This window comes from Raineyella sp. LH-20 (genome assembly GCF_033110965.1).
In the GTDB taxonomy this organism is placed as follows: Bacteria; Actinomycetota; Actinomycetes; order Propionibacteriales; family Propionibacteriaceae; genus Raineyella.
Genome location: NZ_CP137003.1, coordinates 2,324,944 through 2,344,844, shown reverse-complemented (window position 1 = coordinate 2,344,844; position 19,901 = coordinate 2,324,944). Strand labels below are relative to the sequence as shown.

16 protein-coding genes are annotated in these 19,901 nt (G+C 71.9%); 6 read left to right on the top strand and 10 right to left on the bottom strand.

Annotated elements, in window-relative coordinates; translation table 11 throughout:
- Window positions 1-55: 55 nt before the first annotated feature.
- The 4 genes from R0146_RS10255 to mraZ all read right to left on the bottom strand — a co-directional run bounded on the left by R0146_RS10255 (window position 56) and on the right by mraZ (window position 4,795).
- Entirely contained in the window at window positions 56-1,786 is a 1,731-nt protein-coding gene (locus R0146_RS10255) for a peptidoglycan D,D-transpeptidase FtsI family protein (RefSeq protein WP_411567198.1), read from the bottom strand.
- 746 nt (window positions 1,787-2,532) lie between these two features.
- The gene (locus R0146_RS10250; RefSeq protein WP_317689316.1) at window positions 2,533-3,156 is read right to left on the bottom strand and encodes a cell division protein FtsL; all 624 of its coding nucleotides are present in this window, start codon (window positions 3,154-3,156) and stop codon (window positions 2,533-2,535) included.
- Window positions 3,153-4,178 (bottom strand): 16S rRNA (cytosine(1402)-N(4))-methyltransferase RsmH, encoded by a 1,026-nt coding sequence (gene rsmH, locus R0146_RS10245; protein WP_317689314.1) that lies wholly within the window; start codon window positions 4,176-4,178, stop codon window positions 3,153-3,155. The genes R0146_RS10250 and rsmH overlap by 4 nt, the downstream gene beginning before the upstream one ends.
- Window positions 4,179-4,366: 188 nt before the next feature.
- Window positions 4,367-4,795, bottom strand: a complete 429-nt coding sequence (gene mraZ / locus R0146_RS10240; protein WP_317692377.1) for a division/cell wall cluster transcriptional repressor MraZ — start codon at window positions 4,793-4,795, stop codon at window positions 4,367-4,369.
- A gap of 803 nt (window positions 4,796-5,598) precedes the next feature.
- Between mraZ and R0146_RS10235 the strand changes: the two genes are divergently transcribed.
- From R0146_RS10235 to R0146_RS10225, 3 genes are read left to right on the top strand one after another with little or no spacing between them, the layout of a single operon-like run.
- Window positions 5,599-6,591, top strand: coding sequence for an AAA family ATPase (locus R0146_RS10235; protein ID WP_411567197.1), 993 nt, complete (start codon window positions 5,599-5,601; stop codon window positions 6,589-6,591).
- 3 nt (window positions 6,592-6,594) lie between these two features.
- Complete coding sequence (locus tag R0146_RS10230; RefSeq protein WP_317689312.1) at window positions 6,595-7,908, top strand: DUF58 domain-containing protein; 1,314 nt, start codon at window positions 6,595-6,597, stop codon at window positions 7,906-7,908.
- The gene (locus R0146_RS10225; protein WP_317689310.1) at window positions 7,905-10,181 is read left to right on the top strand and encodes a transglutaminase TgpA family protein; all 2,277 of its coding nucleotides are present in this window, start codon (window positions 7,905-7,907) and stop codon (window positions 10,179-10,181) included. Before R0146_RS10230 ends, R0146_RS10225 begins: the two co-directional genes overlap by 4 nt.
- A gap of 387 nt (window positions 10,182-10,568) precedes the next feature.
- Here R0146_RS10225 and R0146_RS10220 read toward each other — a convergent pair whose 3' ends face one another.
- From R0146_RS10220 to R0146_RS10205, 4 genes are all read right to left on the bottom strand, one after another.
- Window positions 10,569-10,958 (bottom strand): SCO2097 family morphological protein, encoded by a 390-nt coding sequence (locus R0146_RS10220; protein ID WP_317689308.1) that lies wholly within the window; start codon window positions 10,956-10,958, stop codon window positions 10,569-10,571.
- Window positions 10,959-11,188: 230 nt separating this feature from the next.
- Window positions 11,189-12,364, bottom strand: coding sequence for a DNA polymerase IV (gene dinB / locus R0146_RS10215; protein ID WP_317689306.1), 1,176 nt, complete (start codon window positions 12,362-12,364; stop codon window positions 11,189-11,191).
- A gap of 88 nt (window positions 12,365-12,452) precedes the next feature.
- Window positions 12,453-13,208: a methyltransferase domain-containing protein gene (locus R0146_RS10210; RefSeq protein WP_317689304.1), complete on the bottom strand. Its 756-nt coding sequence runs from the start codon at window positions 13,206-13,208 to the stop codon at window positions 12,453-12,455.
- Window positions 13,209-13,339: 131 nt separating this feature from the next.
- Entirely contained in the window at window positions 13,340-13,648 is a 309-nt protein-coding gene (locus tag R0146_RS10205) for a DUF6504 family protein (protein WP_317689302.1), read from the bottom strand.
- A gap of 171 nt (window positions 13,649-13,819) precedes the next feature.
- Between R0146_RS10205 and R0146_RS10200 the strand changes: the two genes are divergently transcribed.
- The 3 genes from R0146_RS10200 to R0146_RS10190 all read left to right on the top strand — a co-directional run bounded on the left by R0146_RS10200 (window position 13,820) and on the right by R0146_RS10190 (window position 18,403).
- On the top strand, window positions 13,820-14,689 hold the full coding sequence (locus R0146_RS10200) for an SGNH/GDSL hydrolase family protein (RefSeq protein ID WP_317689300.1): 870 nt from the start codon (window positions 13,820-13,822) through the stop codon (window positions 14,687-14,689).
- A 47-nt stretch (window positions 14,690-14,736) separates the two neighbouring features.
- The gene (locus R0146_RS10195) at window positions 14,737-16,071 is read left to right on the top strand and encodes an NAD(P)-binding protein (RefSeq protein ID WP_317689298.1); all 1,335 of its coding nucleotides are present in this window, start codon (window positions 14,737-14,739) and stop codon (window positions 16,069-16,071) included.
- A gap of 106 nt (window positions 16,072-16,177) precedes the next feature.
- Window positions 16,178-18,403 (top strand): HelD family protein, encoded by a 2,226-nt coding sequence (locus R0146_RS10190; protein WP_411567196.1) that lies wholly within the window; start codon window positions 16,178-16,180, stop codon window positions 18,401-18,403.
- An 18-nt stretch (window positions 18,404-18,421) separates the two neighbouring features.
- On the opposite strand, the gene R0146_RS10185 is transcribed toward R0146_RS10190, so the two are convergent.
- Both R0146_RS10185 and R0146_RS10180 read right to left on the bottom strand, forming a co-directional pair.
- Complete coding sequence (locus tag R0146_RS10185) at window positions 18,422-19,051, bottom strand: 3-oxoacid CoA-transferase subunit B (protein ID WP_317689295.1); 630 nt, start codon at window positions 19,049-19,051, stop codon at window positions 18,422-18,424.
- Window positions 19,048-19,893 carry a CoA transferase subunit A gene (locus tag R0146_RS10180; protein ID WP_317689293.1) on the bottom strand — a complete coding sequence of 282 codons (846 nt, stop codon included), beginning with the start codon at window positions 19,891-19,893 and terminating at the stop codon, window positions 19,048-19,050. The genes R0146_RS10185 and R0146_RS10180 overlap by 4 nt, the downstream gene beginning before the upstream one ends.
- Between the last annotated feature and the right edge of the window lie 8 nt (window positions 19,894-19,901).

Genomic DNA, 19,901 nt, shown 5'->3' with positions numbered 1-19,901 from the left:
GCACGGCCGAGGCGATCCGCCCAGCGGGCGGCGGGGGCGTACGACATGTGCATCCTCACCAGTCGAGCTTGGCGACGGGGGCCTTGGTGGTCGACGGCAGCACGCCGTAGCGCGGCAGGGCGTACTGCATGATCTCCTTGTACGCCGGGCCGGCGACGGTGGAGCCGTAGTGCCCGTTGACCGGGTTGTCCACCACGACGTAGGTGAGGATCTGCGGGTCCTCGGCCGGGGCCGCGCCGATGTAGCCGGCGGTGTAGCCGACGTACTTGCCGGAGGTCTGGTCGTAGCGCTGCGCCGTCGCCGTCTTGCCGACCGAGCGGTAGCCGGGCAGGGTCATCTGTGCGCCGGTGCCGCCGTTGCCGGTGACGGCCTCCATCATCTGGGTGACCATCTGCGAGGCCTGCTCGCTGATCACCCGCCGCGGCTGGGGCCGGTCGACGGCGACCGTCTTGCCGTTCGCGTCGGTGGCCGACGCGACGATGGTCGGGGTGTTGTAGACGCCGTCGTTGAGGATCCCGGCGACCGCCGAGGCGAGCTGCAGGCCGGTCACCGACAGGCCCTGGCCGAAGGCCACCTGGTCGCGGGAGTAGTCCGGCAGGGTCGTCTTCGGGGCCCAGCCGGAGGCCTCACCGGGCAGTTCGACACCGGTCTTGCGGCCGAGCCCGAAGTTCTGCAGGTGGCTGATCAGGTCGGCCTTGGGCATCTGGCGGGCCAGCTGCACGGTGCCGATGTTGGAGGACTGGGCGAGCACGCCGGTCGCAGTGAGCCGCAGGTCGCCGTGGTCCTCCGAGTCGGTGATGGTCAGGTCGGCGGACTTCAGCGAGGCCGGCACGTGCACCTCGGTGTCCGGGGTGATCCAGCCGCCGTCGGCCATCGCGGCGAAGGTGAGCACCTTCTCCACCGACCCGGGCTCCAGGGAGTCGCTGATCGCCCGGTTGCCCATGTCGTCGGCCTTGGCCTTCTTGAGGTCCGAGGCGTCGAACGAGGGGTAGTTGGCCATCGCGAGGATCTCGCCGGTCTTGACGTTCATCACGATGGCGTACCCGAAGTGGGCCTTGCTGGAGTCGACGACCTTCTTCAGCGACTGCTCGGTGGTCCACTGCAGTTCCGAGTCGAGGGTGAGCTGATAGCTGGTCCCGTTCTCGGCCGGGGTGATCTCGTTGGTGCCCAGCGGGATCCGGGTGCCGGCCGGCGACGCCTGGTAGACCTCCCGGCCGTCCTTGCCGGCCAGCTGGGTGTCCCGGGCGTACTCGAAGCCGTACGCACCGCTGCGGTAGACCCCGTCGTCGTCCTGCTTGAGGACTCCCACCACGTTCGAGGCGACCGACCCGCCCGGATAGGTGCGGATCGAGTTCGTCGAGGTCCAGATGCCGCCGGCGTACTGCTTGTCGTCACCGGCGGTGGCGAGGTCGGCCCGGATCAGGTCGTACGTGTGGGCCGGCACCTGCCGCTTGATCATCACGTAGCGGGTGTTCGGCCGGGTGAGCGGCTCCAGGTAGTCGGCCGGGCTCCCGCCGAGATGGGTGGCCAGGATCCCGGCGATGGTGGTGGCGTGCGGGCCGGTGGCCGTCGGATCGGCGGTGATGTCGACCGCCGGACTGGACTCGGCGAGCACCTGCCCGTTGCGGTCGGTGATCGTCCCACGGACGGCGGGCAGCGGCTGGCTGCGCTTGACCAGGGAGGCGGCCTGCGCGGCGTACGCCTGGGGGTCGAGGCCCTGGATCTGGATCAATCGGCCGCTGGAGAAGATCGTGGCGCAGACGACCAGCACGACCAACCACTTGATCCGCCCGGGGGTGCGTCCCCGGCCCAACGGCTTGCGGAGCAGGGCCTGAAGGGTGGATCGGCCGGCGCCACCCACCCGACCCCGGTCCGACCGGTGGTGCACAGGACGGCGACCGGAACGGTGCTGGTCGGAGCGGGGGTGGGCCGTACGACGCTGATCTGCGTGCTGATCAGAACGTCGCTGGTCCGTACGTTCCTGGTTCGTACGGTTCTGGGTCGTGCGGGGGTGGTCAGCACGGTGGTGATCAGCACGGTGGTGATCAGCACGGTGGTGGTCCGCCCGGTGGTGGTCCGCCCGGGTCCGGTCGGGACGCCGGCGGTCCTCGGCCTGCCGACGGTCCGATCCGCTGCGGTTCCCCGACATCCGGTCGCTGGTCGCGGTGCGGTCGCCCGCTGCCGAACGACGCGAGGTGGCCCGGCCGCGGTCGCCGGCGGAGCGGGCCTGCCCCGCCGCCGAGCGGCTGCCCGCGCCGCGGCCGTCCTGCCGACGGCTCCCCTCGCCCCGGTCGGTACGAGCACCTTCGCCGGACGACGCCCGCCCACGGCCGGCCCCGCTCCGACGACCGTCGTTGCTCCGACGACCGTCGTTGTTCCCGCGACCGTCCCTGCTCCTGCGCCCAGCACCAGGCTCACGGTCGGCGTCGGCCGGCCGAGGACGTCCGTGCGAGGCGGCGCCACGGTGGCGGTTCTCCGGCACCCGGTTCTCCGACACGGGGTTGTCCGACACGGGGTTGTCCGACATCGTCATCACCCCTGGGTCGATGCGACGGGCTGTTGGTCCGTGGTGGGGGTCGAGGCGGACGGGGACTCCGCTCCGGTTCCTGGCGAGGGGGGAGCCGAGAGCTGGGGCTGGGCCGTGCCGTCCGCCTGCGGCGTCGCGGATGCCGAGGGCTGGTCGGCCGGCGGCTGCGTGGTGACCGGGGTGACAGGAGTGACGGGGGTCCGCAGCCCGGCGTACGGTCCACCGGCGGTCGCCGGCTTGGCGTCACCGACCACCGTGCCGCTGGGCACCGTCACGAAGCCCGGCTCGGAGTCCGGGACCATGCCCATGTCGACGGCCCGCTGGGCCAGCCGGGCAGACGACGAGGTGCGAGAGAGCTCCTGCTGGAGGTCGGCCTGTTCGTTCTGGAGGACCTGTTCCTGCGCGGCCAGCGTCCGCAGACGGAAAGCCTGGTTCTGCAGGGTGACGTTGAGCATCAGCAGCAGCGAGGTGCCGACCACCACGACGGCGACCAGCAGGGCCCAGAAGGAGCGCTGGGAGATCCGGGCGGCGAGTCGCGGGACGACCCGCAACTGCGCGCGGCGGCGCTGGGCGGCGGCGGCGAAGCCGGACCGCGATCCCCAGGCGGCCGGGGAGAGCAGGGCACTCATCGGGACTCCTCCTTGATACGTCGGACGGCTCGTAGTCGCGCCGAGGCGGCACGCGGGTTGGTGGCGATCTCCTCGTCGGAGGGCCTCTCGGCCCCCTTGGTCAGCAGCGCGAAGGTGGGTTGCAGTTCGTCGGGCACGACGGGCAGGTCCCGGGGGGCCTTGCTGGTGGAGACGTCGCGGAAGGCGTGCTTCACCAGGCGGTCCTCCAGCGAGTGGTAGGCCAGCACGGCCATTCGCCCGCCGACGGCGAGGCTGTCCAGAGCTGCGGGGAGCATCCCCTCCAGCGCCTCGAGTTCGCGGTTCACTTCGATCCGCAATGCCTGGAAGGTGCGCTTCGCGGGGTGGCCCCCGGTGTGTCGGGCCGCCGCCGGGATCGCGCCGGCGATCACCTCGACCAGCCGGGCCGAGGTGGTGAACGGCGCCTCCTCCCGGGCCGCGACGACGGCGCGGGCGATTCGGTCGGCGAACCGCTCCTCGCCGTAGCGCGACAGGATCCGGGCGAGCTGCGGCACGCTGTACGTGTTGACCACGTCGGCGGCGGTCGATCCCTGCTGTCCCATCCGCATGTCCAGTGGGGCGTCCACCGCGTATGCGAAGCCGCGGTCGCGGGCGTCGATCTGCAGGGACGAGAGACCCAGGTCCGCGAGCACCGCGTCGACCCGGGCGATCCCGAGGTCGGCCAGCACGGTGCCGATCTCGTCGTAGACCGCGCGGACCAGCGTCGCCCGGTCGCCGTAGGGGGCGAGCCGCTCCCCCGCGGTGGCCAGTGCGTCGGGGTCGCGGTCCAGTCCGATCGCCCGTGCCTCGGGGCACGCGTCGAGCAGGGCCGCGGTGTGGCCGCCGAGGCCGAGGGTGCAGTCGACGACCACCGCGCCGGGGCGTTCCAGGGCGGGGGCCAGCAGCGCGACGATCCGGTCACGCATCACCGGCAGATGGACGGCCTCCGGGCGGGCCCGGCCGGGCCCGGTGTCACCGGGGTTCGCGCCGTCGGGGGTCGCGTCGGGTCGCCGCGTGGAAGCCATGCTGTCGGTCCTGCCCTTCGGTTGCCCTCGCTCGTATGCTCTCCGCGCCTTCGACGCGGACGGCCGTACGACCTGGTTCCGACCCGAGGGGCGCGGGAAGTGCCACCTGACACAGGGGAAGTTGTGTCAGGGTGCTCACCCCTCGGGTCGGGGCCGGACCGTACGGCCTGTCCCGATCCCCCGGCGGCCTAGGCCCCCGGGAAAACTTCTTCGTTCATCTCGGCGAACGCCGATTCGTGCTCGGTGGAGTACTCCTCCCACGCGGCGGCGTCCCAGATCTCGAGTCGGTTGATCACTCCGGTGATGACGATGTCCTTGTCGAGTCCTGCGTAGACACGCAGGTTCGGGGGGATCGTCACGCGTCCCTGCTTGTCGGGGACCTGGTCGAAAGCGGTCGCGGCCAGCATGCGCTGGTACTCGCGGACCTGCCGGACCGTCATCGGGGCGTCTGCCAACTCCTTCGTCCGTGCGGTGAACGCCTCGACGGTCTCGATCGTGAGGCACCGGTCCTGCGACCGGGCCACGACGATCCCGTTCTGGAGCTCCTCGCGGAATTTCGCCGGTAGGACGAAGCGGCCCTTCTCATCGAGCTTCGGGGTGAACGTGCCGAGGAACATATCGGCCACCCCCTGACCCGACCTTCTGGACCACCGTCCTCCACTTTCCTCCACCTTAAGCCATTTCCCTCCACCTGGCCACCCTCACGCCCCACCGTCCCCCACCGCTTCCCCCGGCCGGCCCCGCCGAAACCCGGACGTACGGGCCGCCGTCCCGCCCCGGGACTGCGGGATGTCCCGGCGTGTCGGCCGCCCACCACCGTCACTACGACGGGTGCCGTCGACGGAATCGCGACCGAGCCCGGCGGCGAGGTGGCATGTAGGGTGAGGAGGCGACACACCTCACGACCCTGGGAGGCACAGTGAGCTCCACCCCGTTCGGCGACCAGGGGCAACCCGCCCCGCAGCGCTCGGCGACCCCGGCTCCCCAGCGTTCCGCGGCCCCCGCGTCCCCGTGGTCGGCGAGCCCGGCGACGCAGCGTTCCGCCGCACCGTCCCCGCAGCGCTCGGCGACCCCGGCACCCCAGCGCTCGGCCGCCCCGGCACCCCAGCGCTCGGCCGCTCCGGCGCCCCAGCGCTCGGCCGCTCCGGCGCCGTGGACGCCGACCTCGACCGGCTCGGCAACGCCCCCGGCGACCCGCTACACCACCCCGACCACCGGCGCCGGGCGTACGACCCCCGCCCCTCCTCCCACCGGTCGGCCGACCGGCACCGCCCACTCGGCCACCACCGGCTACCCGACGGCACCGCAGCCGGCCGTCCCCCGACAGAGCGGCCTCACCCAGCCGGCAGCGGCCACCCGGCCCGCGACGACCGGCCGCCCGGCCGCGTCCGCCTACTCGCCGGCCACCGCCGCCCAGAGCATGGCCGGCTACCCGACCGGTTCCCGGCCCGTCGTCACCGGCAGCCACACGCTCGCCGAGGTCGCGACCGTGATGGGCCGGGTGCGCGACGCCGTGGAGACGGTCATCGAGGGCAAGCGGGGCGCGATCGACACTGCGCTCGTGGTGATGCTCGCCGAGGGCCACCTGCTGCTGGAGGACGTGCCCGGCGTCGGCAAGACCATGCTGGCCAAGGCCCTCGCCAAGGCCATCGACTGTCGGGTCAACCGGGTGCAGTTCACCCCGGACCTCCTGCCGACCGACATCACCGGCGTGTCCATCTACAACCAGGCGACGCGGGCGTTCGAGTTCAAGCAGGGCGGCATCTTCGCCAACATCGTGCTCGGCGACGAGATCAACCGGGCCTCACCCAAGACCCAGTCCGCGATGCTCGAGGCGATGGAGGAGCGGCAGGTGTCGGCCGACGGCACCACGTACGCGCTGCCCAGCCCCTTCATGGTCATCGCAACCCAGAACCCGATCGAGATGGAGGGCACCTACCCCCTCCCCGAGGCCCAGCGTGACCGCTTCATGGCGCGGATCGAGATGGGGTACCCGGCCGAGGAGGCCGAGGTGAAGATGCTCCGCAACCATGGCGGGCGTCCGCCGCTGGCCGATCTGCGGCCGGTGACCGATGGGCAGACGATCAGCGGCCTGGTCCAGGCGGTCGGCACCGTGTACGTCGCGCCGGCGCTGGAGCGCTACATCGTCCAGGTGGTCGGGGCGACCCGGTCGACCCGGGACCTGCGGCTCGGTGCGTCGCCGCGTTCCAGCCTGCAGTTGCTCCGCGCCTGCCGTGCCCTGGCCGCGATCTCCGGGCGCGACTACGTCACCCCCGACGACGTCGCCGCCCTTGCCGTGCCGGTGCTGGCCCACCGCGTGCTCGCCTCCACCGAGGCCCAGCTGGCCCAGCGCTCCGTCGAGGACATCATCGGCAGCTGCGTACGGTCGGTCTCGATCCCCGACCGGAGCTGATTGATGCGCCTGGCGTTGCGCAATCCCTGGGCCCTGATGACGCTGCGCGGCAAGGTGACCTTTGCCGTCGGCGCTGTGCTCGCCGCGGTGTCGGTCCTGCTCGGCCAGCGCGACGCGCTGTTGCTCGGACTGCTGCTGTTCCTCCTGCCGCTGGCCGCGGCGGTCTTCGTGGACCGTACGCGACTGAAGCTCTCCTGTGAACGCAAGGTCGCCCCGGGACGGGCCGCCATCGGGGAGCAGATGACGGGCACCCTCGCCCTCGACCGGCACGGCCGGTTGCCGGTGGGGGTGCTCCGCTTCGAGGACCGGGTGCCCGCGGCACTGGGTCCGCGCCCCCGCTTCACCCTGCAGAACCTCGCGGCGGAGTGGAGCCGGGAGGTGACCTACACACTCACCGGCAACCAGCGCGGCCGGTTCCGCACCGGACCGCTACTGGTGCGGGTGTCCGATCCGTTCGGGATGGCCGCCCTGGACCGGCGGTTCACGGCCACCAGCGAGGTGATGGTGACCCCCCGGATCGTCCCGCTCGACTCGATGGGCAACGCCGGCGGCACCGGCAGCACCGGCGAGGCGCGCCCACAACGGCTCGGCCTGTCCGGCCAGGACGACATCCTCGTCCGCAACTACGTCCGCGGCGACGACGTACGCCGGATCCACTGGCGCTCCACCGCCCGGCACGGCGAACTGATGGTGCGCCAGGAGGAGCAGGCCTGGGACCCGAGCGCCACGGTGCTGCTCGACTCCCGCACCCAGGCCCATCGGGGCAGCGGACCACAGAGTTCCTTCGAGTGGGCGGTGTCGCTGACGGCGTCGCTGGCGGTGCACTTCCTCGCCGAGGGCTACGTGATCACCCTGTTCGGCGCCGACGGCCCGCTGGCCGACCCGCAGCTGGGCGACCTCGGCAAGGCCACCAGCCGTCGGGAGGCGATCACCCAGCTGACCGACGTCACGCTGGCGGACGCCACCGATCTCAGCCGCGCCGCGGAGGCCACCCTGCGAGGTGTCGGCTCGCAGATGACGATCGCCGTGCTCGGCCTGATGTCCTCGTCCGACGCCGCACAGCTGGTCGAGATGCACCGCAACCAGGCGTACGCGATGGCCTGGGTGCTGGATGTCGACGGCTGGGCGAACGGCGCGACCGGCACGGACGCGTCGGAGCACGGCAGCGCGGAACGTACGCCGGCGACCGTCCTCGAGGACCATGACCGGGCGGTCACGTTGCTGCAGGAGGCCGGCTGGCGGGTCGTCCGGGTGACCTCGCAGATGTCGGTCAACGACGCCTGGGTGAGGATGACCCGGATGGGAGAGGTGCTGTGATCCGCCCTCTCGTCCGGACCGCCGGCGCCGTCGTCGGCGCATCGCTCCTCGCAGCCCTGATCCTGCTGCCGTTCACCCAGGATCCGTCGTATCTGATCAGCGCGATCCCGCTCGCTGTACTGATCGGCGGCATCGGCCTGTGGCTGCGCCGGATGCGGATCAACGACGCAATCGTCTTCCTGGCCCAGCTGGTGCTGCTGGCGGTGTACCTCTTCGCCATCTCGCTGTCCCTGGCGGGTCCGGGTCTGGGCCTGCCCGGCCTGTTCGCCGAGGGCGTACAGCACATGGCGACCCACACCACGCCGATGATCGCCAATCCCGGTCTGACGATGCTCCTGGTCGGCGCGGTCGGCGTCACCACCCTGCTCACCGATCTGCTCGCCGAGGGCGTCGATCGGCCGGCCTGGGCGGTCCTGCCGTCCGTCACCCTCTACCTCATCGGAGCGGTCGGCCTGCTGCGTGACATCCCCTGGTGGACGGTCGTCGCGCTGGCGCTCGGCTATCTGTGGATCCTGCTCGCCGACGGGATCAACTCCGCTGAGAAGTGGCCACGCCACCTCGAGCGGACCGTACGCCTCACCGGCCGGATCACGCCGCTGGCAGCGCGGATGGGCACCGTCGTCGCCGTCGCCGCGCTCGCCGCGACCCTGCTGATCGGGGTCTTCGTCCCGTTGCCGCCGTCACACCAGCTGAACGGCGGACAGCTCAACCAGGACACCGGTCCGGTCCAACTCGCCGACCCGATGCTCGACATGCGGCGCAACCTGTCCCAGCCCGCCGACACCGACGTGCTGTCCTACACCACCACCGCCCCGGACGGGGAGTACCTGCGGATGGCCTCGCTGTCGGTCTTCGACAGCAAGGGCTGGCAGAACGCGTCCTTCCACCTCACCCAGGGCAACACCCTTCCCCCGCCGCCCGGTCAGGACACCCCGGGCCAGGACGTCCGCACCCAGGTGACCATCGGCGACTTCCGCTCGGAGTACCTGCCGCTGCCGTACGCCCCCAAGCGGTTCGAGGCCAACGGGCAGTGGGCCTTCGGCACCGACTCGCTCGTCGTGGTCGCCACCGGTCAGGACCGTACGGCGGCCACCCGCAACCTGTCGTACGACGTCACCAGCGTCGATCCGACGCCGGACGGTGCCACCCTGTCGACGGCGATGGCCGGGCGCCCGAGCGATGCGAACCTGACCGCCACGGTGCCGCAGGACATGCCGCAGGAGATCGTCGACCTGACCCTGAAGATCACCCAGGCGGAGCCGACACCGGCGCTGAAGGCCGCCGCGATCCAGGCGTACCTGCGCAGCGACCAGTTCACCTACAGCCTCGAGCCCCAACCGGGCACGGGCTACGACGCGATGAAGCGCTTCCTGCTGCAGGACCGCAAGGGCTACTGCGAGCAGTTCGCCGGCTCGATGGCGGCGATGGCGCGGATCGTCGGGATCCCCTCCCGGGTGGCCGTCGGCTGGCTGCCGGGCACCAAGCAGGGCGACGGATACGCCGTCACCCTGCACGACATGCACGCCTGGCCGGAGCTCTACTTCGAAGGTGTCGGCTGGGTGCGGTTCGAGCCGACTCCGGGTGTCGCGGTGCCGCCGGCCTGGACCATGACCGCACCCGAGCAGCCGGACGCGACACCCACCCCGACGCCGGCGTCAGAGCCCACCCCGGAGGTGACTCCCGAGGCATCGGCCTCTGCGTCACCGTCACCGGCACCGGTGGCCCCGGCCAGGCCAGTGGTGGACGTCCTGGCGATCCTCGCCCGGATCGGTGTGGCGATCGTCCTGCTGGCGCTGATCACCGGCATCCTCTCCCTGCCCGGCCTGCTGCGTCATCGGCTGCGTACACGTCGCCTCACCCCGGTGGCGGGCAGTGGCGTGGATTCCTCCCAGGAAGCGGTCGACGCTGCCTGGGAGGAGCTGCGCGACAGCTTCGTCGACTACGGTCACGGCTGGCCCTCCGGGTCGCCGCGGGCTGTCGGCAAACTGGCGGCTGCAGTGCTGCCCGAGGACGCCGCCGTGGCGTTGGTCACACTGTCTCGGCAGGTCGAACGATCGCGCTATGCGCAGGGCGCAGTCCACTCGGGTGACCTCGCCGCGATGGTGGGGACCATCCGTGACGGCCTGCGAACCGATACCAGTTGGGACGCCCGCCTGATCGGCGAGTGGTGGCCGAGATCGTGGTGGCACGCCCTCGGACAGTCGCTGGCCTGGTCGGCGCTGCGCCGCCGGGTGGCGGCGATGATCGCCCGCCGGCGCGCCGACCGCTCCTGACGCCGGGGGCGGTCGTCCGGGGCGGCCATGCCTCAACGGTCGTGGACCCCGTCGGCGGGCGGATCGGTCGGCGGCCCGTCCCGACGCACGGCCGTGCCAGGCAGCACGGACGCACCGAACGGACGCCCTGAACTGCGCAGACGGGACCCGGACAGCACAGACGTCCCGTCGAAGCCCTGTGCGGGCTCCTACGGGACGTCAAGCGGGTCGGCCCGGCCGGGCGCAGTGCGGACCGTGCCGGGCAAGCGTCGACGGACGGCGATCACGGGGATCAGATCGTCGGGATCACCCGCGACGATCATGGGGCGGGGTGGCGTACGGTGCTCGCGTCAGCGTGCGGCACTCGCGTCTTCGGGTGGATCGTCGGCCGGGGTGCCCGGCGCCCGATCAGTGATCGTTGCCCTCCTGGCGACGGTTCCACCGCTCCTCGAACTTGTTCATGATGCGCCGGTCCTCGGCGCTCACCCGCACCTTGGCGCGCCCCTTCTTGCGCTGGGACAGCGCATCCTGCTTCTGCCACGCGCTCAGTCCGACGACCGTGGCGGCGAGCATCACCAGGAAACCGAGGACGCTGATCAACCAGAGGTTCGGCACGCTGATCCCGACCAGCAACAGGACGACGCCGACGACGAACGCAAGACCTGCGCCGATGGCCATACGGGTCTCGACGCGTCGCCCACTGTTGCCGCTGAGGGTGTCCGCGAGTTTGGGATCCTCGGCAGCAAAGGCAGCTTCCATCTGTTCGAGCAGCCGCTGCTCGTGCTCTGAGAGGGCCACCACTACCTCCGACCGTCCTAGGGGTGCTCGAAGGAACGGCGATCGCCGCCCCCCGGCGCCTTCTGACTACAGTTTAGTGCCCGCCAGGCCGTACCGGAACGGCATCGCGGATCCCCAGCCTAGCTGCGGCGCGGCGCACCGCACCACCAGCGGTCCGGCCGATGACGGCCGGGGAAGACTTCCACGCACGGGCGCAGCGTCGGTCCCACCCATCCCCTCGATCTGATCCGTCACCAGGCGCGGGTCAACGACGCCCGCTGCACCGTCTTCGGACCGAATCGCAGGTTGGCACGGTCGATCGCGACCGTCGCCTCGCGCCAGCCGTGCTCGGGGGCGAACAGGTCGGTCTGCAGGCTCACCGTCGCAGCCGCCCGCAGCCCGGTCAGCCGGATCCCGACCTGGCGCACCCGGGCCCGCGGCCGGCCGACCCTCTCGTACAGCACGACCGCCCGGCGATGGATCTCGTCGGTCAGATCGGTCGGCTCGGGCAGCGTCATCGACCGGGTCAGGCCGGTGAAGTCCGTGAACCGCAGGCTGATGGTGACCGTACGGCCGAGCAGCCGTGCCCGGCGCAAACGGGACGCCGTACGCTCCGCCAGCCGCAGCAGCTCCCGGTGGACCACCACCGGGTCGTCCACGTCGACGGGGAAGGTCTCCTGGGCACCGACGCTGCGTTCACTCTCCTCGGGTCGGCGATCGGCGAGCCGCCGCGGGTCCCGGCCATTGGCGAGTGCGACGAGCTTGCCACCCTGGTGCGATCCGAACGCCCGCTGCACGGTCTGTGGCGAGGCCCGTGCCAGATCACCGATGGTCCGCAGGCCGAGCCGGTGCAGGCCGGTGGCGGTGGACTCCCCCACCCCCCACATCCGCGCCACCGGCAGGGGCCACAGGAAATCGGTGACCCGGGCCGGGGGGACGACGAGCATCCCGTCGGGTTTGGCCGCGACCGAGGCCATCTTCGCCACGAACGGATTGGGCGCCAGGCCGACGGAACAGGGCAGTCGCTGCTCGGCGAGGATCCTCGCCCGCAGGTCGGCGACGACCAGGTCGGGTCGACCGAGGCGGCTCCGGGTGCAGGTCAGGTCGAGGTAGGCCTCGTCGACCGAGGCGCTCTCGACCAGGTCGGTGACGGTGTCCAGGATCGCGAACACGGCCCGTGAAGCCTCGACGTACGCCTCCATGTCCGGCGGGATGGCGATCGCCTCGGGGCACAGCCGCCGGGCCGTCGTCGATGGCATGGCCGAACGGATCCCTCGTGCGCGGGCCTCGTAGCTGGCCGACAGGACCACACCGCGGTGCTGGCCACCGACGAAGACCGGCCGGCCGCGCAACTCGGGACGACGCCGCAACTCGACCGACGCGTAGAAGGCGTCCAGGTCGAGATGGGCGATCACCCGCCCGGTCACTGGGGCCCCCGCCGGTCACCCAGGACCGGGGGACTTCCCGGACCCTCCCGGGCCGAGCCGGCCCAGCCGGCCGACGCAGGTGAGCGGGTCAGCCGAGAGAGGCGAGGACGTGCAACTGGGTCGCCAGCGACCACATGTCCGGCGTACGACTGATCTCGTCCTCCAGAGCGAGTAATTCGGAGCGCGCCCCCGGCACATCGAGGAACTCCTCGTTGACCGCCCCCAGCACGGCACCGATCCCCCGGGTCTCGACCACGGTGAAGCCCGCCTCCTCCACCAGAGCACGGGTCCGCCCCTGGTCGAGTCGAGCGGGATCGGCCAGTGCCGCCCGGGCCTCCGCGAAGTTGCCGGCCAGCGCCTTGTGCATCACCCGGGAGTACCGCTGCCGCACCAGCAGGCTGACCGCCCCGCCGGGACGCAGCACCGTCGCCATCGCCCGGATGGCTGCCGGCTTGTCCTCGACCACGTCGAGGACCTCGTGACAGGTGACCAGGTCCGCGATCCCCGGGCCGATCAGGTCGACCAGATCGGCGGCATCCCCCTGGATCCCCCGGAGCCGACCCGACAGCCCGGCCTCCGCCGCTCTGCGCTGCAGGGACGCCAGGGCGTTGGGGCTCGGATCGACCACGGTCACGTCGTACCCCTCGCGGGCGAGCGGCACCCCCATGCCCCCGGCGCCGCCACCGAGGTCGACCACCCGGATCTCCTCTGCCGGCCGATCTCCTTGCCATACGTGTGCCTGTTCGAGGATCACCCGGAGAGTGAACAGACCGCCCAAGGACCGACGCTTCTTGTCGACTGCGAGGGGGGAAGGTGTCGCAATCGGCTGGTCGGGTCGGGTCATGGCGCGTCCTTCGTCGGGAGAAGCACCGCATCGGTGCTGCAGATGGTCCGAGCCTACCCAGTCGGCCCGTCGACGTCCCCGACTCCCCGGGCCGTCGCGCGCCCGCCGGTGCGAGGTGTTGGCGCCGCATCTCAGTCCACCACCGCGAGCAGGGACCACCGGCCACTGGCGTGGTGGCGGTAGATCTGGAAGACGCCCTCCCGCTCCCGCCAGGGGTCACGGGCACGGACCTGCCAGACGTCACAGTGCTCGGCCAACACCCCCACCCGGCCCCACTCCTGCCAGGGATCGGCGAGCGCCCAGTGCCCCTCGACCTCCCGGATCCGCCAGGTGTGACTCCGCCAGCGGAACTCCGCCGGAAGTCCGGGAAGCTCCACCTCCAGCGTGGAGAAACTGCCCGCACCGAAACACGCCTCGATCGGCTCGTCGTACTTCCTCATCGTCGACTCCCCTCGCATCAGGCTCGGTCCGACCGCCCGACGGACCACCTCAACCCATTTTATCGAACAATTGTTCGATCGAGAAGGAGCGTACGGGTCCGGTCAGACACTCCGCCCGACGGCTGCTCATGGTCCGGACCACTGTCGGACCAGATGGGTACGATCGGGGCCATGCACCCCGGGGACAACGTCAGGAACACCGCCATCAGCGGAATCGTCGTCGTCGCCGTCGTCATCGCCGTCGTCGTGGCCGCTACCGCGCTCGCGACCGGTGGGACGATCGGCGGCGCCGTTTCGGCGGAGCCGGACCCCGACACACCCCCCTCCACTGCGGCGACCGCCACCGCACCGACCACCCCGGACTCCTCGCCAACGGCCACGCCGACGCCCGGCGGCGTCACCGGTGCAGGCGCTCTCGGCCAGGGCATCGGCAGGGTCAAGGCCCGCCTCGGTGACGGCCAGCCACTGTCGATCACCGTGCTCGGCGACGACTCGTCCGCCGGCGACAACGGCTGGGTGTTCCTGTGGGCCCGGGACACCCTCGGCGCCGATCACACGGTCGTCTACCACGAGTACAGCCGGGGCACCGGCTACGCCGCACCACGCACCCTGGCGGCCAACGGGCCGACCGTCGACGTCTGGAACGCCTCCTACCTGAGCGCGACCGCTCCGAAGGACACCACTGACCTCGCGAGCCTCTACCCACAGCCCACCGACATCGTCATCCTCAACCTCGGCCACCAGGACGACCCGGCGACCTTCGATGCCGATGTCACCGCACTGTGGCAGGCCGTCACGGCTCAGCAGACCCCACTGGGGCTGGTGATGCTGCAGAACCCGGAGACCGCCACCACCAGCCTGCAGGACACCCGGATGAGGAACCTCGCCCGCACCGCGGACCGGCTGGGTCTGCCCGCCGTCGACGTCCACACGGCCTTCGCCCAGTCCACCGTCCCGCTCCCCGAGCTGGTGATCGGCGCCCGACCGACCCCACAGGGGGCCGAGCTGTGGGTGGCCACGGTCGCTGCGGCCCTGAAGTGACCCGGCCCCCGGCCGTCCCCAGGGACCCCGCACCGCGACGGTCCGTCGTGATCGTCGGCGGCGGGCTGGCGGGGATGGCCGCGGCGGCCCGGCTGGCCAAGCGCGGCCACCGGGTGACGCTGCTCCACCGGACCGAACGGCTGGGCGCCGACTGGCGTCCCGATCGACCCGACGGCCCCGGCCGCCTGCCGGAGGTGCTCACCCTCCCTGCGCCGTGGCGCGACCTGTTCAAGAAGTCCGGCCGGATCCTGCCGGCCGAGCTCGCCCGCGCCGGGCTCGACCTGGTGCCGGCGCCGCCGACCCGGCACGTCTTCGCCGGCGGCGAGGAACTCATCCTGGGCGGGGACCGCGGGGAACAGTTCCATCGCATGGTCGCCGTCTACGGAGAGCCGGTCGCCGAGGCCTGGCGCGACCTGGTCGACTCGTTGGAGCCGGTCTGGCACCGGGTCCGCACCCTCGGACTGGAAACCTCCCTGGTGTCCGGGCGCCAGCTCCGTCCGCACCGGCAGACGCTGATGTGGGGGCGTACGGTGGCCGATCTGGCCGCCACCCAGCCCCACCCCCATCTGCGCGCCCTGGTCGAGGCGAGCGCTTGGCGACAGGGCCATGACCCGGCCCGGACGCCCGCCTTCGTCGCGAGCCGGCTGAACGTGGAGCGTACGTTCGGCCGCTGGACGGTCGTCGACACCGAGGGACGGCCCGCCGGCAGCGAACGGCTGCTCGACCTGTTGGAGGCCCGGTTGGCCGCCCGGGGTGTCGAGGTGGTCAGGCACGATCAGCAGGTGCGGTTCGACGGATCGACCCGGCACCCCGACGGGCGCATGCTGCTGGCCGGCCCCGTCGACGGGTCGGACGGTGTCCCGGTCGGCGAACTGCTGCCGGCCGACGTACGCCCCGACGCGGTGGTGCTCACCGAGGGCCTGCACGACCCGACGGCGACGTACGGCCTGCGCACCCGCGCCGCCCGACAGGTGCGGACCCTCACCCCGGTGCTGCGACCCCGGCGTACGTACACCGCCTCGCCCGCCGGCGGACCGGAGGGCCCGGCCACCGGACCGGCCGACGCCCCGATCACCGACGGCGTCGCCGAAACCGTCGACCACACTGCACGGCAGGTCAGCTGGGCCACCGCGGACCGTACGCTCGTCCACGACTGGGGGGCCGCCACGGCCGACCCGGCGGCCGGTCCCGGCTGGAACGGGGCGGACTCCTGGCTGCGTCGGCTGCCCGTCCGGCTCGGCGAGCGGCTGTACTCGGCCGGGCCCTGGGGGCGCGGTGGCGACGACCTGGCCGGCGTCCTGATGTCTGCGGCCCTCGCCACGTACGACGCCCACTTCGACCTCACCGGCCAGGACACCCACCCCTCGAACAAGGACCAGTGATCTGGGGCGGACCGCGGCGACGTGGCGTCAGCCCGTCGGGCTAGACTTCAGAGTCACTCCCGGTAAGGACGAAACGCACTTGACTTCTCATGACATCTCGTCGGACCTGGCCCGCGAGCTCGCCGTCGAACAGGCCCACGTGGACAAGGTCTACGAACGCCTGGCCATCGCCACCCAGGATGCGCAGCGAGCCGCCGAGGCGGGGGCATCGCACTACACCAGCGACCGTGGCGACTACCTCCGCGAGGAGGACGCGACCAGTGTCTACGAACGGGACGTCTTCGCCTACCAGGCGGCCCGGCGGCTGGCGGTCCTGGAGACCGAGCACGACGGCCTGGTCTTCGGCCGGCTGGACCTCACCAACGGCGACACCGACTACATCGGCCGCATCGGGGTCCACGACGACGACTACGAACCGCTGGTGATCGACTGGCGCGCCCGCGCCGCCGAGCCGTTCTACCGGGCGACCGCCGCCGATCCGATGGACGTGATCCGTCGCCGTGTGCTGCGCTGCCGCGACGACCGGGTGATCGGCATCGAGGACGACCTGCTCGACGGGTCGTCGGCCCGGGCGGACCTGCCGGTGATCGGCGAAGGGGCCCTACTGGCCGCCCTGACCCGGGCCCGAGGCCACCAGATGCGCGACATCGTCGCCACCATCCAGGCCGAGCAGGACCAGGCGATCCGGGCACCGCACCAGGGCGTGACGATCATCGCCGGAGGCCCCGGCACCGGCAAGACCGTGGTGGCGCTGCACCGCGCGGCGTATCTCCTCTACACCCACCGTCGCCGGTTCGAGCAGGGCGGGGTGCTGGTCGTCGGCCCCTCCGACGTGTTCATGACCTACATCGAGCGGGTGCTGCCGTCACTGGGCGAGGACGCGGTGACGCTGCGGTCGGTGGGCAACATCCCCTCCGACGTGCTGCCGATCGCGTCGCACCGTACGGACGCCTCCGCCGCCGCAGCGATCAAGGGATCGGTGCGGATGGTCGATGTGCTCACCCGGCTGGTCCAGGTGCCTGCCACGGTCAAGGTGATCGGTCGCACCGGCCACCAGCCGAAGCTCGACCGCGACCTGCTGCTCACTGTCAAGGGCAACGCGCTGCGGCTGACCGGCCGGGCGCTGCTCGGCCTGCGCCGCCAGACGATCCGCCAGGCGAAGGCCAACCACGCCCGCCGGGCCGGCCGGGACGCGATGGTGGCCGCACTCTGGGATCTGATGCCCGACGACCACACCATCGACCGTGAGGAGTTTCCGGACCTGGTCACCGACCATCCGGCGTTCGTCGATGCGCTGAACACCTGGTGGCCCACCCAGCACGCCACCGGCGAGCTGCGCCGGCTCTCCTACCCGGAGGTGGTCGCCCGGGTGGCCGACGGCATCCTCGACGCCACCGAGCAGCGGACTCTGCTGGAGTCCTTCGCCGAGCTCGGCGAGGAGGGCCACGAGGACTGGTCGGTCGCCGATGCGGCACTGCTCGACGAGCTGGTCGCCCTGCTCGGCACCCCGCTCGACGAGGATCCCGACGAGCCGCTGTTCCTCTCCGCCGGCGCCACCGTGCAGGAGATCGTGACGGTCTCCGACCGGCTCACCCGCCAGCGCTCCGACGACCCGTACGCGGACCGCTTCACGACGTACGCCCATGTGCTGGTCGACGAAGCGCAGGACATCACCCCGATGCAGTGGCGGATGCTGCGGCGCCGCGGGGCGCAGGCGTCCTGGACCATCGTCGGTGATCCGGCGCAGAGCTCCTGGCCGGATCGCCACGAGCTGGACGCCGAGATCGAGGCGCTGGTCGGGCTCGGGCAGCGGCGGACGTTCCGGATGAGCACCAACTACCGCTCCCCTGCGGAGGTCTTCGACCTGGCTGCCCGGGTGGTCACCCGCGACGTCCCCGATGCGGACCTGCCGCGGGCCGTACGCTCCACGGGTGTCGACCCCGACCTGCGGACGATCCACCGCGGCGAGCTGGCCGAGACCCTGGAGCAGGCGCTCACCGACCTCGGCGGGCAGGTCGAGGGGACGATCGGCGTGATCACCCCGCCGTCGCGGTTGTACGACATCGAGGAACTGGTCGGACAGGGCTTGGACGAGTCCCTCGGTGCCCGGATCGCGGTGGTCAACACCCTGCAGGCCAAGGGCCTGGAGTACGACGCGGTGATCGTGATCGCCCCCGACGAGATCATTGCCGAGCACATCGGCGGGACGCGGATCCTCTACGTCGCCCTCACCCGCCCGACGCAGCGGCTGATGACGCTCGACCTGGTGCCGAACGGGGCGCCGCTGGAGCCCGGCCCGTGGCGCGCCGCGCTGGAGAGCGCGACGCGCTGAGCCGACCGGGCCCCTGGCTCAGACCAGCACCGGCGCCTCGGTGGCGGCGACGACCCGGGCGAGATCGACGCCCGGGGCGAGATCGACCAGACGCAGGCCCTCCGGCGTGACGTCGAGCACCGCGAGGTCGGTGATGATCCGGCGGACCACCCTGCGCCCGGTCACCGGCAGGGTGTTCTCGCGCAGCAGCTTCGGCGCGCCGTCCTTGGTCAGGTGCTCCATCAGCACGATCACCCGGCGGGCGCCGTGCACCAGGTCCATCGCCCCGCCCATCCCCTTGACCCGCTTCCCGGGGACCACCCAGTTGCTCAGGTCGCCGCGCTCGCTGACCTGCATGGCGCCGAGGATCGCGACGTCGATCCGGCCCGAACGGATCATCCCGAAGCTCATCGCCGAGTCGAAAAAGCTCGCCCCGGTGACCGTGGTCACCGTCTCCTTGCCGGCGTTGATCAGGTCAGGGTCCTCCTCCCCCGGGTACGGGCTGGGCCCCAGGCCGAGGATGCCGTTCTCCGACTGGAGCACGATGTGCACCCCGTCCGGCAGATGGCCGGGCACCAGGGTGGGCAGCCCGATGCCGAGGTTGACGTAGTCGCCGTCGGCCAACTCCTGGGAGGCGCGGCCGGCCATCCCGTCGCGTGTCCAGCTCATGATGCGACCCCCACGGTGGCCAGCGGTCCGGCGTACGCTCCGGCGGTAACGGTCGTCCCTGGCCGTCCGTCCGGGCGGGGCCGGACGACCCGGCGTTCGATCACCTTGTCGGCGGCCTGCTCCGGGGTGAGCGGCAGCACGGCGTCGACGAACACCCCCGGCAGGTGGATCGCGTCCGGATCCAGCTCCCCGGGCTCGACCAGCTCCTCCACCTCGGCGATCGTGTGCCGGGCGGCCATCGCGCACAGCGGGTTGAAGTTGCGCGCCGCCTCCCGGAAGACCAGGTTGCCGAACCGGTCGCCCCGCCAGGCCCGCACCAGGGCGACGTCGGGACGCAGGGCGAGTTCGCGGACGAACACCTGGTCCTCGCCGTCCCAGGGCAGCAGCTCGGTGGGTTTCGGCGCCGATGCCAGGGCCACCGAGCCGTCGGCCGCATAGCGGATCGGCATGCCCCCCTCGGCGACGACGGTCCCGACGCCGGTCCGGGTGTAGAAGGCGGCGATGCCCGCCCCGCCGGCTCGCAACCGCTCCGCCAGGGTGCCCTGGGGGTTCAGTTCGATCTCCACCTCCCCGGCGAGGTACTGGCGTTCGAGTTCCTTGTTCTCCCCGACGTACGAGGCGATCAGCCGGTGCACCTGCCGGTTCTCCAGCAGCAGGGAGGTGCCGGTGCCCTCGATGCCGCAGTTGTTGGACACCAGGGTGAGTCCACGGACGTCGGTGCGGCTGAGCGCGGCGAGCAGCACCGCGGGGATGCCGCACACGCCGAACCCTCCGGCGGCGAGCATCGCCCCGGATCGTACGGCGGTGACCGCCGGGGCGGCCTCGACAACGGTCTTGTCCATCTCCTTCG

What these genes read in the sequence shown, in the direction of transcription:
- R0146_RS10250 (WP_317689316.1), bottom strand. Translation starts at nt 3,156, where the DNA reads ATGAGTGCCCTGCTCTCCCCGGCCGCCTGGGGATCGCGGTCCGGCTTC.
- R0146_RS10205 (WP_317689302.1), bottom strand. Translation starts at nt 13,648, where the DNA reads ATGAGGAAGTACGACGAGCCGATCGAGGCGTGTTTCGGTGCGGGCAGT.
- R0146_RS10230 (WP_317689312.1), top strand. Translation starts at nt 6,595, where the DNA reads ATGCGCCTGGCGTTGCGCAATCCCTGGGCCCTGATGACGCTGCGCGGC.
- R0146_RS10180 (WP_317689293.1), bottom strand. Translation starts at nt 19,893, where the DNA reads ATGGACAAGACCGTTGTCGAGGCCGCCCCGGCGGTCACCGCCGTACGA.
- R0146_RS10235 (WP_411567197.1), top strand. Translation starts at nt 5,599, where the DNA reads ATGGCCGGCTACCCGACCGGTTCCCGGCCCGTCGTCACCGGCAGCCAC.
- mraZ (WP_317692377.1), bottom strand. Translation starts at nt 4,795, where the DNA reads ATGTTCCTCGGCACGTTCACCCCGAAGCTCGATGAGAAGGGCCGCTTC.
- R0146_RS10185 (WP_317689295.1), bottom strand. Translation starts at nt 19,051, where the DNA reads ATGAGCTGGACACGCGACGGGATGGCCGGCCGCGCCTCCCAGGAGTTG.
- R0146_RS10210 (WP_317689304.1), bottom strand. Translation starts at nt 13,208, where the DNA reads ATGACCCGACCCGACCAGCCGATTGCGACACCTTCCCCCCTCGCAGTC.
- rsmH (WP_317689314.1), bottom strand. Translation starts at nt 4,178, where the DNA reads ATGGCTTCCACGCGGCGACCCGACGCGACCCCCGACGGCGCGAACCCC.
- R0146_RS10200 (WP_317689300.1), top strand. Translation starts at nt 13,820, where the DNA reads ATGCACCCCGGGGACAACGTCAGGAACACCGCCATCAGCGGAATCGTC.